The organism is Aliihoeflea sp., from assembly GCF_052435475.1.
Taxonomy (GTDB): domain Bacteria; phylum Pseudomonadota; class Alphaproteobacteria; order Rhizobiales; family Rhizobiaceae; genus Aliihoeflea.
On sequence record NZ_JBQVMV010000003.1, the window covers coordinates 202,548 to 214,996 of the forward strand.

The window sequence follows — 12,449 nt, forward strand, 5'->3', positions numbered from 1 at the left end:
GACAGGCGGGAGGGCGGCTCGGCAGAACGGACAGACGTCATGAAGATATGCCATCTCACATCCGTTCACGAGCGTTACGATATCCGCATCTTCCTCAAGCAGTGCCGCTCCCTTGCAAGGGCCGGTCATGAGGTGACGCTGGTCGTTGCGGACGGCCGTGGGCCGGAGACGCGAGAGGGCGTCCGCATCGTCGATGCCGGCCGACGGGCTGCATCGCGCCCGCAGCGCATGACACAGACGACGCGCCGCGTGGAAGAGACGGCGCGTTCGACCGGCGCCGACATCTATCATCTGCACGACCCCGAACTGATTCCGGCCGGGCTGCGGCTGAAGCGCGACGGCGCGAAGATCGTCTTCGATTCCCACGAAGACTACATCACCGACATCCTGACCAAGCCCTATCTGAAATTCGGTTCCGCGCGGGCGGTGTCGGCAGCGTTCGGCTGGTTCGAGAAAGGGGCGCTTTCCCGGTTCGACGGCGTCGTTTCGGCCTACGACGCCATCGCCGATGCCTACCGCGCGCGGGGTATCGCGTCGCGCGTCATCAACAATTATCCGATCGAAGAGGAAATCGTCCCTGAAGGCGGCCGAACGATCGCCCCTGGTTTCGTCTGCTACACGGGTGCGGTCACGGAAATTCGCGGCGTTCCGAAGCTCGTCGACGCCATGACGCTTTGCAGGACGCCGGTGAAACTGCTGCTCGTCGGCCCGTTCACGGAAAGGCGCGGGCAGGCGATGTGCGAGGTGAGCCCCGGCTGGAGCCGGGTCGAGGCGTTCGGCAGGCTCGATCGCGCGGCGATGAGGGATCAGATGGCGCGGTGCGTGGCCGGTCTCGTCACGTTCCTTCCCGTCGCGAACCATGTCGCGGCGCAGCCTAACAAACTGTTCGAATACATGGCCGCCGGACTTGCGGTGATCGGTTCTGATTTCCCGCTATGGAAGACCATCATCGAAGGCGAGGAATGCGGCATCTGCGTCGACCCGACCGACCCGCGCGCCATCGCCGCGGCGATCGACGCCCTGAACGCCGATCCAGAACGCGCGAGGCGCATGGGCGAAGCTGGTCGGCGGGCGGTGGTCGCGCGCTATAACTGGAATGCCGAGGCCGAAAAGCTCGTCGCGTTCTACGAGGAACTTGCGGCGTAGCGAGAATATTTGGCGCGATTGAGTACTGCATAGCGCCCGCACAGATAGGCGCTTCGAAGCGCCCCGAAGCCTTCGCGATGGCGGTAGATGTGCCAGAAGAAGCGCAGCACCTTCATCTTGTCCGACGACACGCTCTGCGCGCCCACGCGGTAGGTCGCGAGTTTCTGCTGCAATCCGAGGATGCGCGTGCCGTCGCGCGTCAGTTCCAGCCACAGCGCGTAGTCTTCATGGCCGCAGATCGGGAAGGGCGGACGGCCCAACTTTTCCGCGTCGTAGACGGCCGTCAGGCAGCCGATGCTGTTGCCTTTGAGGAGGCTCGCATAGTCGGCGAAGGCAGGCGGCATGAAGGCGCCGATCTTTCCGCCGCTGGTATCGACGACGTCAAAGCCCGTGCAGGAGATCGCCGCGCCTGCTTTTTCCATTGCGCTCAACTGGAGCTCGGTCTTGCGCGGCGACCACAAATCGTCGGCGTCGAGAAAGGCGACGTAGCGCGAATTTGCCTCGGCCAGCGCCAGATTGCGCGGCACGGCAGGACCACCGCTGTTGCGCCCGGTCGACAGGAGGCGGATACGCGCGTCGCGCTCCGCATGGCGCCCGACGACATCGGCCGTGCCGTCGCTCGACATGTCGTCGACGACGATCAGTTCGAAGTCCTGAACGGTCTGCGACAGGACGGACTCGATGGACTGCGCGATCGTCGCTTCGGCATTGAAGGCGGGCATGACGACGCTGACGAGGGGCATGGAATCGGCCTTGGAGCGAAGAACGGCGAGGTTGACAAACGGGTGCTCCGCTCGTGATAGCACCTTGATGCGCAGCTTCACACAGGACATGGCATGACCGCCGTCTCTCGCGATCCGGCCCCCGGCGGCAAGCGCCTGCTCGACATCGCGGTCGCGCTGCCGCTCCTGCTCGTCGCCTCGCCGGTGCTCGCCGTCCTCGTGCTTGCGATCAGGTGGGATTCGACGGGGCCGGGGCTGTTCCGGCAAATGCGGGTCGGGCAAGGGGAGCGTGCGTTCACGTGCCTGAAGCTGAGGACCATGCGGGCGGATACGGGCGATCGCGCCACGCATTTGACCTCGGCCGAACAGGTAACGCGCATGGGCGGGTTCCTGCGGCGGACCAAGCTCGACGAGCTTCCCCAGCTTTGGAACGTTCTCAAGGGCGAGATGAGCCTGGTGGGTCCGCGCCCCTGCCTTCCCTCGCAGGACGAGTTGATCGCTGCCCGCCGCCGGCGTGGCGTGTTCCTCGCCCGCCCGGGGATCACCGGCCTTGCGCAGGTGAGGGGGATCGACATGTCGGACCCGGAGCGGCTCGCCGAGCTCGACGCGCGCTACGTCGAAACGATGTCGATCGCGGGCGATCTGGGCATCCTGGCGCAGACCCTTATTGGCAAGGGGCAGGGCGACCGGACGGCATAGCGCAGCTTATTTGAAGCCGATCTCCCACGAGATCGAGCGCCGCCAGCCGGGACAGATGGCGCGAACGACGCTCGTTGGCGTCATTTTCAGGTAAGATTCGGAAAACCACCCGAGCAGCGGCTCTTGCTGCCCGCGAACGGTTTCGATGCGGCAATCATCCTCGACCAGGACCGCTTCGACGCGGTTTTCGCCGACGGCGATCGTGAACCCGTTTTCCGTCAGCTCGGGCTCGAGGTCCGGCGCGAGGTGGAGGCTGCTGACGAACTGCCGGCGCCATGGAAAGGAGGCCACTTCGTCGCTGATTTTCAGATGCCGGCCGGGCCAGTAGATGATCGTGCGGTCCTGCGAGAAATTCGACGGTCGGTTGATCCGTCCCGCAAGAACGAAACCGTCATCCGTCACGTCGATCGGATCGAGTTGCGAGCCGGTCAGGTCGACATCCTTCGGGCGCGTTTCGACGCCGTCGATGCTGATCGTGTTGTGAGCGGCGGCGCTGACGACGTAAGACCGCATGGCATCTTCATTGTAGCCGTATTTTCCGCTGTCGGCGAAGATGAGCTGTCCGAACTCGAAGAGCTCGAAACTCAGGTCGTCAGCGTGCTTGTGCGAGGTCGAAAAACCCATCCCCGCCATGAAGATCATCGATTGCGGGTCGCCTGAGGGAAGCGAACGGACGATGGCATAGCCCGAATCCGTGAAGTCGCCGACGGCATAGCAGGCGTCGTCGGTCAGGCATTCCGGCTCGGCCGGATCTTCCGCCAGCGTTGCCAGCCGGCCCTCGCTGTCGCCGATCCGCGCCACGTTTCCGCTCGGAAAACTGAACCACGGCGTGATCGCCGCCGCCCTGTCGAGGATCTCGCGGATCTCCGGCACGTCGATGTGCCGTGTGCCCCCGAGCCGTTCGATCGAGCGGATCGTGAAATAATGGTAGGTCGGCGAATTTTCCTTGTGAACGCCCTGTGGCGTGAACTGCGCCGGCAGGATTTCGTCCTTGAGGTAGGTGGCGGCAAGCTCGCGACCACCTTCGCACTCCTCGACATCGGAGGCGACGAGGCAAAGGAGGTTCAGCCCGAAGACCTGAAACAGGCCGTGATTGCCGGTGGTCAGGAAGTTGAGGTCCTGCAGGCGTTCGGCATGCTCCCCCGCCATTTCGTCCAGCGCTTGCCGCTGCTGCGGCGTGACCACCAGTTCCGACTTCTCGATGAGGTCGAGGAAGAATGCGATCCGCAGTGCCCGGATGCCGGTCGACATGTCGTACCAGGCGAAATTGTTGCCATGATCGTCATCGGCGTGGAAAGCGTGCCAGTCTTCCACGTATGTGAGCGCTTCGGCGAGAAGCTGCACGTCGCCGCTCTTGAAATACTCGACGATGTAGGGATCGACCATCCGCCACGCATTGAGCTGAAAGCGCCAATTGCGATCTTCGAACGGATCGGCCGCCCAGTTCAGCGGAAGTTCGAGTGGCCACGGCTCCACGTCGCGCCTCGGCCGAAAGCCGAGCTCGCGTTGCTGCTCGAAATTGTGTGCGGTCTGCATCAGGAACAGGTCGTCGCGCTCGATGGCGAAAGTGCTCTTCGGCCCGATCATGGTCGCGACTAGCGCCACGAGGGCAAAAAGAAAAATCCTGCTGGAAGGCGCAGGCTTCCGGTCGACAAGTTCCAATTGTGTGTTCACGCTTCCGCCGCCACGTCTTTCTGAATCAAAACTATGGCCAAGCGGCCTGCGCCGTGATGTCCACGACGCTGCGTCAGTCCCTCCGATGCCTCATTGTGCGAAGCCTTTGGCTGGCGCGCAAAAGGCTCAGCTACCCGTCCTGTTGAGGTCCCGTATCAGGGAAAGACGAACGGCTTCGGCAGCCTCTCGTGCTGCCCGGTCCTGTGCGTCCTGTTGGGCTCTCCTTGCGGCGAACTGTTGCCGGCTGACGTCGAAGGCAGCGCGGGAAGACGTGCGCCCTTCGGCAACGACGCGACCATCGCGATCGCGCAGGCTGTACTGCACCGTGACCGTCGATACGGCCGAGGTCGGCTCCTGCTCTCGGCTGCGCTGGATGGCGGCTGCAGAGGTTCGTGAGGTCCGCGCCGAAATCGCCAAATCATAATCCGCCTGCGCCGGCTCGCCCGCGCCGCCGCTGAAAAGGAATATCAGATGATTGCGAACGTCCTGCGTCGTGCGGTCTCGGGCCGGGGATATCGAAATCCTGGACAGATCGACCACGCCGGCGTTCGAGACCGTTCTCGCCACGACCGATCCATCGCCCTGGTAGAGAGGTTGTACCGTGCATCCTGACAAGGCGATCAGGGTCGCAGCTAGTGTAATTCCGCGCATCATACCGTGTGGTTCCCTCGCCGTTGCGTACACCTACCGTGAAAATCCGCCACCGGGCAACACGAAAGACACCAGTGAGTTGCCGCAGCCTCGGCAGGCGAGGGCTCGATCGTCAGTCTTTCGCGCTGAGCTGCTGTTGCAGCCTTTCCAGCATGCCGAGGCAGGCGTCGAGCTGGGCGATTTCGACGAATTCGTCCGGCTTGTGCGCCTGCGCGATCGATCCGGGGCCGCAGATGACGGCCGACATGCCCATGCTCTGGAAGAGGCCGGCTTCGGTGCCGAAAGAGACGAGTTCGGCCTCATGCGCGCCGGTCAGTTCGAAGACGATGTCGCGGGCTTCGGACTGCGAAACCGGCAAAAGGCCCTGCACCTCGCCAACGACATGGGTAACGATGTCGGCATGGGCGCAGACTTTGCGCATGGCGGGGCGCAGCACGTCGTCGACATAGGCGGCGAGTTCGGCCTTCACATGGTCGGAATCGTCGGTGTGGACCGGCCGCATCTCCCATTCGACCGAGCATTGGCCGGCGATGGTGTTGCGGGCATTGCCGCCGGCCATCTTGCCGACCTGCACGGTCGTCCAGGGCGGCGAGAACCGGCTGCCGGCAGGCGCGCGCAGCTTCAGTTCCTCGCCGAGTTCGAGGAGGCGCATGATGTAGCGCACCGCGTATTCGATTGCGTTGACGCCCTTGTCCGGTTGCGAGCCGTGGCCGTCCATGCCGGTGAATTCGGTCGTGTATTCGTAGCAGCCCTTGTGACCCTCGATGACGCCCATCAGCGTCGGCTCGCCGACAATGGCGACCGACGGCTTGATGTCGGCCTTGGCGAGTTCGGCGACGAGCGCCTGGCCGCCGAGGCAGCCGACCTCTTCGTCATAGGTGAAGGCGAAGTGGAGCGGGCGCCTCAGCCTCGCGGCGGCGAAGCGCGGTGCCATCGCGAGCGATGCCGCGATGAAGCCCTTCATATCGCAGGTGCCGCGCCCGTAGAGCTTTCCGTCGCGCTCGGTGAGGGTGAATGGGTCGCTGGACCAGTCCTGTCCCTCGACCGGGACGACGTCCGAATGACCGGAAAGCACGATGCCGCCATCGCCTTCCGGGCCGATCGTGGCGAAGAGGTTGGCCTTGGTGCCGGATGGATCGAGCGAGACGGAAAGCCGCGCGCCCGCGCTCGACAACAGATCGCCGGCATAGGCGATCAGTTGCAGATTGCTGTCGGCCGACACCGTCGGGAAAGCGACGAGATCGGCGAGGATCGCGCGGGTCCGGGCAAGATCGCTCAACGGCCTAGTCCTTGACGATGAGCTTGCGCGGGCGGTCGCAGAAGCATTCGGCCGCGCCGTTGTCGCGGATCAGGATGCTTTCGGTGATCTCGAGCCCCCAATCGTCCATCCAAAGGCCCGGCATGAAATGGAAGGTCATGCCGGCTTCCAGAACGGTCTCGTCCTCCTTGCGGAAAGAGATGGTGCGCTCGCCCCAGTCCGGCGGATAGGAAATGCCGATCGGATAGCCGCAGCGCGCGTCGCGCTTGATGCCGGCCTTGAGCAGCGAGGCGTGAAGCGCATTGGCGACGTCGCAGGCGCGATTGCCGGGCCGCGCGGCCTCGAGGCCGGCCTCCAACCCTTCGACGAGCGCCTTTTCCGCGTCGACGAGATATTGCGGCGGCTTGCCGAGGAAGACGGTGCGGCAGAACGGAGTGTGGTAGCGACGATAGCAGCCGGCGATCTCGAAGAAGGTCGCCTCGCCGCGTTTGAACTCGCGCCCGTCCCAGGAAAGATGCGGCGCTGCGGCATCGGTGCCCGAGGGGAGAAGCGGCACGATGGCGGCGTAGTCTCCCCAGTGGCCGTCCGCGCCACGGATCGCATCGCGATAGATTTCGGCGACGAGCTCGTTCTTCTTCAGTCCCGGCTCCATGCGCTCGGCGATGCCGTCGACGACCACCTCGGCTATGCGCGCGGCACGGCGCATGAAGACGATTTCCTCCTCGGACTTGACGGTGCGCTGCCAGTTCACAAGCGCCGTGGCGTCGACGAAGGTCGCATTGGCAAGCGCCTTTTCGAGCGTCAGATATGCCTTGGCGGAGAAGTAATAGTTTTCGAGTTCGAGGCCGATGCGTTTGCCGGCATAACCATGGCGGGTCAGGATCTCTGCCAGATCCTGCATCGGATGGCGCACGGTCGACTGCACATATTGCTCGCCATAGGGCTGCACGTTGTCGGGCGACATCCAGACGGTGCGCAGCGCGCCGTTGCCGTCCTGCGCACGGCCCCACCAGATCGGGTCGCGGTCATGAAAGACGATCACGCCCTGGTGGACGTAGAACGACCATCCATCATAGCCGGTGATCCACGACATGTTGGACGGGTCCTCGACGAAAAGGACGTCGATCTCCTTGTCGGCCATCGCCTTTCGCACCTTGGCGAGGCGGCGGTCATATTCGGGGCGGGAGAAGGGCAGGTCGATCGCTGGCATCGCAGGGCTCGCAAGGAGGAAGTGACGCTGCACGCTATCCGAACCGCAGCCGCGATGAAAAGCGGCAGTTGCGACTATCGGTGACGGATCATTGGCACAAGGGTTTTCTTATCCCCCACCGCTGGTCCATAACCGGAGCGACCTCAACTCAAGGAGCCCAAGCGATGCTGAAGAACGACATGCTCGACCAGTGGGACCGTGCGCATTTCTTCCACCCGTCGACCCATCTCGCCCAGCATGAGCGGGGCGAGACGCCGAACCGGATCGTGACCGGGGGCAAGGGCGTCCATATCGAGGATCGCGACGGCAACCGTCTGCTCGACGCCTTCGCCGGGCTCTATTGCGTCAATGTCGGCTATGGGCGGCCCGAGATCGCCGAGGCGATCGCTGCCCAGGCGAAGGAACTCGCCTACTATCACGCCTATGTCGGCCACGGCACGGAGGCCTCGATCACGCTGGCGCAGATGGTGCTGGAGCGGGCGCCCAAGAACATGTCGAAAGTTTATTTCGGCCTCGGCGGCTCGGATGCGAACGAGACCAACGTCAAGCTCGTCTGGTATTACAACAACATCCTCGGCCGGCCAGAAAAGAAGAAGATCATCTCGCGCTGGCGCGGCTATCACGGCTCGGGGCTCGTGACGGGCTCGCTGACTGGGCTGAAGCTCTTCCACGACAAGTTCGACCTGCCGCTGGAACGCATCCTGCACACCGAGGCGCCCTATTATTTCCGTCGGCCCGATGCGGCCATGAGCGAGGCCGATTTCGTTGCGCATTGCGCAGGCGAACTGGAAAAGCTGATCGCCCGCGAAGGCGCCGACACGATCGCCGCCTTCATCGGCGAGCCGGTGCTGGGCACGGGCGGCATCGTGCCGCCGCCGGCGGGCTACTGGGAGGCGATCCAGGCGGTGCTGCGCAAGCACGACATCCTGCTGATCGCCGACGAGGTCGTGACCGGTTTCGGCCGCCTCGGCACCATGTTCGGCTCGGACCATTACGGCATCGAGGCCGACATGATCACGATCGCCAAGGGATTGACCTCGGCCTATGCGCCGCTCTCGGGCTCGATCATTTCGCAGAAGGTCTGGGACGTGCTGGCACGTGGGACGGATGAGAACGGACCGATCGGCCATGGCTGGACCTATTCGGCGCACCCGATCGGGGCGGCGGCGGGCGTTGCCAACCTGAAGCTGATCGACAGCCTGGGGCTGGTGAAGAATGCCGGCGAGACGGGGGCGTATCTGAACGCCGAAATGCGCAAGGCGGTGAGCGACCACGCCCATGTCGGCGACGTGCGCGGCGAGGGGATGCTTTGCGCGGTCGAGTTCGTCGAGGATCGCGACAAGCGCTCGTTCTCCGATCCGGCGAGAAAGATCGGGCCGTCGGTCGCGGCCGCTCTGCTCAAGCGCGGCGTCATCGCCAGAGCGATGCCGCAGGGCGATATCCTCGGCTTTGCCCCGCCACTTTGCCTGACGCGCGCGGAAGCCGACGAGATCGTGCAAAAGACCGCGGAGGCGGTGGGCGAAGTGCTCGGTTGACCCCGGTTGACGTCGATCTGATCTTATATAGGTAATTCGGTCTATATATATATATAATTGCGGCCCCAAACCTGAAGTATTATTGATGTAATTCGATCAATGAATACTAGGGTTTGGGGTGGGGTCTTGAAGGGTATCGTCCTCGCGGGTGGCACCGGCACGCGGCTGTTTCCGCTGACCATTTCCGTGTCGAAACAGCTTCTGCCGGTCTACGACAAGCCGATGATATACTATCCCATCGGCGTTCTGATGCTTGCGGGAATTCGTGAAATTCTCATCATCAGCACGCCGCGGGACAGGCCCGCATTCGAGATGTTGCTGGGCGACGGCTCGATGTTCGGCGTCGACATCTCCTATGCGGAACAGCCAAGCCCCAACGGCCTGGCCGAGGCCTTCATCATCGGGCGGGATTTCGTCGGCACCGACTCCGTCGCCCTCGTTCTCGGCGACAACATCTTCCACGGCGCGGGGCTTTCGGAGCTTTGCCGCGACGCGCGGGCGAGGACGTCAGGTGCGACGGTCTTCGCCTATTGGGTGGACGATCCGGAGCGCTACGGCGTCGTCTCGTTCGATCCCCAATCCGGGATGGCCGAGACGATCGAGGAAAAGCCCGCCGTCCCGAAGTCGAACTGGGCCGTGACCGGGCTCTATTTCTACGACAACGACGTGCTCGACATCGCGGCCGGCATCAAGCCATCGGCCCGCGGCGAACTGGAAATCACCGACGTCAACAACGCCTATCTCGCACGCGGCGACCTCAACGTTGCGCGGCTCGGCCGCGGCTATGCGTGGCTGGACACCGGAACGCATGACAGCCTGCACGAAGCCACCGCCTTCGTGCGGACGATCGAGAAGCGACAGGGCATCAAGGTGATGTGCCCCGAGGAGATTGGCTTCGGGCTGGGCTACCTGACCGACGAGCAGCTCATGAAGCGGGCCGATGCGCTCGGCAAGACCGAATACGCGGCCTATCTGCGGCGACTGAAGGATATCGTCCGTGCTTGAGGTGCGCCCGCTCGCCATTCCCGAAGTGCTGGAAATCGTGCCGCGCAAGTTCGGCGATGCGCGCGGCTTCTTTTCTGAAACCTACAATTCGCAGCACCTGCAGGAAGCCGGGATCGATCTCGTCTTCGTCCAGGACAATCATTCCTATTCTGCCGCCAGGGGCGTTTTGCGCGGGCTGCACTATCAGTTGCCGCCCCATGCGCAGGACAAGCTGGTTCGCGTCGTCAGAGGCGCCATCTTCGATGTCGCGGTCGATATCCGCGCGGCGTCGCCGACCTTCGGCCGCTGGGTGGGCCTCGAGGTTTCTGCCGCCAGATGGAACCAGATCCTCATCCCGCGCGGCTTTGCCCACGGCTTCGTCACGCTCGAGCCGGACACGGAGGTCGTCTACAAGGTGACGGACCTCTACGTCCCGGCCTGCGACCGGAGCATTCGTTACGACGATCCGCAGATCGGGATCGCGTGGCCGGTCGATGCGGCCGATCTCCAGCTTTCCACCAAGGACGAGGCGGCGCCTTCGTTCAAGGCAGCCGAGCTTTTCGGCCGGGCAGCGACGCCCGGCCTTCGCGAACGCGAGCAGGAGGGGATGGCATGAACATTCTCGTCACCGGCGGTGCGGGCTTCATCGGCTCTGCCGTCATTCGCCACCTGGCCGGAAGACAGGGTGTCAGGATCGTCAATCTGGACAAGCTGACCTATGCCGGCAATCCCGCCTCGCTCGGTGCGGCAGCGTCGTCGCTGCACTATCGCTTTCACCAGGCCGACATCTGCGACGATGCTGCGGTGCTCGACATCCTGAGGGCCGAAGAGATCACGCATGTCATGCACCTGGCTGCAGAAAGCCATGTCGACCGCTCGATCGACGGGCCAGCCGAGTTCATCCAGACCAACATCGTCGGCACGTTCAAGCTCTTGAACGCGGCCTTGGCCTATTGGCGCGAATTGCCCGGCGAACGGCGCGATGCGTTCCGCTTTCATCACGTTTCGACCGACGAGGTTTTCGGCGATCTGCCATTCGAGAGCGGCGTCTTCACGGAAGACACGCCCTACGATCCGTCATCGCCCTATTCGGCCTCCAAGGCCGCGTCCGATCATCTGGTCCGCGCCTGGCATGTGACATACGGCCTCCCGGTCGTCCTTTCGAACTGCTCCAACAACTACGGTCCTTGCCACTTTCCCGAAAAGCTCATCCCGCTCGTCATCTTGAACGCGCTGCACGAGTGCGAAATTCCCGTCTACGGGCAAGGCAGCAACGTGCGCGACTGGCTCTATGTGGAAGACCATGCGCGTGCGCTCGAACTCGTGGTGACGAAGGGTCGGCCGGGCGAAAGCTACAATGTCGGCGGACGTGCGGAGCGCACCAATCTTCAGGTCGTCGAGACGATCTGCGATCTTCTCGACCAGCGCCGGCCGCGGGGCGGAGCGAGGAGCTATCGCGACCTGATCCGGTTCGTCGCCGATCGCCCGGGCCACGATCGCCGCTATGCCATCGACCCCTCAAAGATCGAGCGCGAACTCGGATGGCGGGCGCAGGAATCGTTCGAGACCGGCATCGCGAGGACCATCGACTGGTACCTGGACAACAGGTCTTGGTGGCAGCCGATCCGGGAGCGCTCCTATGCCGGGGAAAGGCTCGGCAAGGTCGCCTGACATGGCGCTGCGGCTTCTCGTGACGGGCAGGGATGGGCAGATTGCTATGGCGCTTGCCCGGGCGGCGTCAGGGGAAGTCGAAATCGTCTGCGCCGGCCGGCCCGAACTCGACGTCACCGATGCCGCCTCGATCCGCGCCGCGATCGCGCGCCATCGCCCCGACATCGTCATCAACCCTGCCGCCTATACCGCGGTCGACAAGGCCGAGAGCGATCCGGATATCGCCTTCGCGGTGAACCGCGATGGAGCGGGCAACGTTGCGAAGGAGGCGGCTCAAGCGGGACTGGCGATCATCCATCTCTCGACGGATTATGTCTTTTCCGGCGAAGGGAGCGCACCCTATGTCGAGACGGACGCGACCGGTCCGGTCGGAGTCTATGGTGCGTCCAAGCTGGCCGGAGAGGCGGCGGTCGCACGCGCCAACGACCGACATGTGATCCTGCGCGCGTCCTGGGTCTATGCCCCTTGGGGCAACAATTTCGCCCGGACGATGCTGCGTCTGGCCGAGGATCGGGACGTGGTCCGCGTCGTCGCCGACCAGTGGGGGGCGCCGAGCTATGCGCCCGACATCACGGCCGGCATTCTCGCGGTCTGCGGTGCGATCGCCGAGCGGCCCGTGCAAGCCGACTGGCACGGCGTCTTTCACATGACGAATGGCGGGGAAACGAGTTGGGCTGGCTTTGCCGAGGAGGTGTTCGCGCGGTCGCGGGAAGCGGGCGGAGCCTTTGCCGCGGTGGAGCCGATCGCCACCGCGCAATATCCGACCCCCGCGAAGCGGCCGCCGAATTCGCGTCTCGACAATCGCCGCTTCAACGCGACGTTCGGACATGAGCTGCCGCACTGGCGCGATGGCGTCCGCCGCTTCATGGACGCCATACGCAAAGGCTGAACATCCTCGT

The 12,449-nt window shown here is 63.9% G+C and carries 12 protein-coding genes; 7 read left to right on the forward strand and 5 right to left on the reverse strand.

Going from position 1 to position 12,449, the window contains the following annotated elements:
- The first annotated feature begins 39 nt into the window (after positions 1–39).
- On the forward strand, positions 40–1,146 hold the full coding sequence (locus ACT6QU_RS06455; protein WP_444563341.1) for a glycosyltransferase family 4 protein: 1,107 nt from the start codon (positions 40–42) through the stop codon (positions 1,144–1,146).
- Here the strand turns inward: ACT6QU_RS06455 and ACT6QU_RS06460 are convergent.
- A complete protein-coding gene (locus ACT6QU_RS06460; RefSeq protein WP_444563340.1) occupies positions 1,125–1,979 on the reverse strand; it encodes a glycosyltransferase family 2 protein in 855 nt (284 codons plus the stop codon). The two genes, ACT6QU_RS06455 and ACT6QU_RS06460, sit on opposite strands and share 22 nt — an antisense overlap.
- A 3-nt stretch (positions 1,980–1,982) precedes the next feature.
- Here ACT6QU_RS06460 and ACT6QU_RS06465 point away from each other — a divergent pair, with 3 nt between their 5' ends.
- Positions 1,983–2,567, forward strand: coding sequence for a sugar transferase (locus ACT6QU_RS06465; protein ID WP_444563339.1), 585 nt, complete (start codon positions 1,983–1,985; stop codon positions 2,565–2,567).
- 6 nt (positions 2,568–2,573) lie between these two features.
- Here the strand turns inward: ACT6QU_RS06465 and ACT6QU_RS06470 are convergent, their stop codons facing one another.
- From ACT6QU_RS06470 to doeA, 4 genes are all read right to left on the reverse strand, one after another.
- On the reverse strand, positions 2,574–4,154 hold the full coding sequence (locus ACT6QU_RS06470; protein ID WP_444563338.1) for an alginate lyase family protein: 1,581 nt from the start codon (positions 4,152–4,154) through the stop codon (positions 2,574–2,576).
- 213 nt (positions 4,155–4,367) lie between these two features.
- On the reverse strand, positions 4,368–4,895 hold the full coding sequence (gene lptE, locus ACT6QU_RS06475; protein ID WP_444563337.1) for an LPS assembly lipoprotein LptE: 528 nt from the start codon (positions 4,893–4,895) through the stop codon (positions 4,368–4,370).
- Between the two features lie 109 nt (positions 4,896–5,004).
- Positions 5,005–6,171, reverse strand: a complete 1,167-nt coding sequence (gene argE / locus ACT6QU_RS06480; protein ID WP_444563336.1) for an acetylornithine deacetylase — start codon at positions 6,169–6,171, stop codon at positions 5,005–5,007.
- Between the two features lie 4 nt (positions 6,172–6,175).
- On the reverse strand, positions 6,176–7,360 hold the full coding sequence (doeA, locus tag ACT6QU_RS06485) for an ectoine hydrolase DoeA (RefSeq protein ID WP_444563335.1): 1,185 nt from the start codon (positions 7,358–7,360) through the stop codon (positions 6,176–6,178).
- 164 nt (positions 7,361–7,524) lie between these two features.
- On the opposite strand from doeA, the gene ACT6QU_RS06490 reads away from it, so the two are divergent.
- From ACT6QU_RS06490 to rfbD, 5 genes are all read left to right on the forward strand, one after another.
- Complete coding sequence (locus ACT6QU_RS06490; RefSeq protein WP_444563334.1) at positions 7,525–8,895, forward strand: aspartate aminotransferase family protein; 1,371 nt, start codon at positions 7,525–7,527, stop codon at positions 8,893–8,895.
- Between the two features lie 126 nt (positions 8,896–9,021).
- Positions 9,022–9,900, forward strand: coding sequence for a glucose-1-phosphate thymidylyltransferase RfbA (gene rfbA / locus ACT6QU_RS06495; RefSeq protein WP_444563333.1), 879 nt, complete (start codon positions 9,022–9,024; stop codon positions 9,898–9,900).
- Entirely contained in the window at positions 9,893–10,495 is a 603-nt protein-coding gene (gene rfbC / locus ACT6QU_RS06500) for a dTDP-4-dehydrorhamnose 3,5-epimerase (protein ID WP_444563332.1), read from the forward strand. The genes rfbA and rfbC overlap by 8 nt, the downstream gene beginning before the upstream one ends.
- Positions 10,492–11,550: a dTDP-glucose 4,6-dehydratase gene (rfbB, locus tag ACT6QU_RS06505; RefSeq protein WP_444836569.1), complete on the forward strand. Its 1,059-nt coding sequence runs from the start codon at positions 10,492–10,494 to the stop codon at positions 11,548–11,550. The genes rfbC and rfbB overlap by 4 nt, the downstream gene beginning before the upstream one ends.
- Before the next feature lie 7 nt (positions 11,551–11,557).
- Complete coding sequence (gene rfbD / locus ACT6QU_RS06510) at positions 11,558–12,439, forward strand: dTDP-4-dehydrorhamnose reductase (protein WP_444563432.1); 882 nt, start codon at positions 11,558–11,560, stop codon at positions 12,437–12,439.
- The last annotated feature ends 10 nt before the right edge of the window (positions 12,440–12,449 follow it).

Bases quoted from the DNA above. Each gene is read 5' to 3' on its own strand.
- ACT6QU_RS06460 (WP_444563340.1), bottom strand. From the start codon at position 1,979: ATGTCCTGTGTGAAGCTGCGCATCAAGGTGCTATCACGAGCGGAGCAC.
- ACT6QU_RS06455 (WP_444563341.1), top strand. From the start codon at position 40: ATGAAGATATGCCATCTCACATCCGTTCACGAGCGTTACGATATCCGC.
- rfbB (WP_444836569.1), top strand. From the start codon at position 10,492: ATGAACATTCTCGTCACCGGCGGTGCGGGCTTCATCGGCTCTGCCGTC.
- doeA (WP_444563335.1), bottom strand. From the start codon at position 7,360: ATGCCAGCGATCGACCTGCCCTTCTCCCGCCCCGAATATGACCGCCGC.
- ACT6QU_RS06465 (WP_444563339.1), top strand. From the start codon at position 1,983: ATGACCGCCGTCTCTCGCGATCCGGCCCCCGGCGGCAAGCGCCTGCTC.
- ACT6QU_RS06490 (WP_444563334.1), top strand. From the start codon at position 7,525: ATGCTGAAGAACGACATGCTCGACCAGTGGGACCGTGCGCATTTCTTC.
- lptE (WP_444563337.1), bottom strand. From the start codon at position 4,895: ATGATGCGCGGAATTACACTAGCTGCGACCCTGATCGCCTTGTCAGGA.
- ACT6QU_RS06470 (WP_444563338.1), bottom strand. From the start codon at position 4,154: ATGATCGGGCCGAAGAGCACTTTCGCCATCGAGCGCGACGACCTGTTC.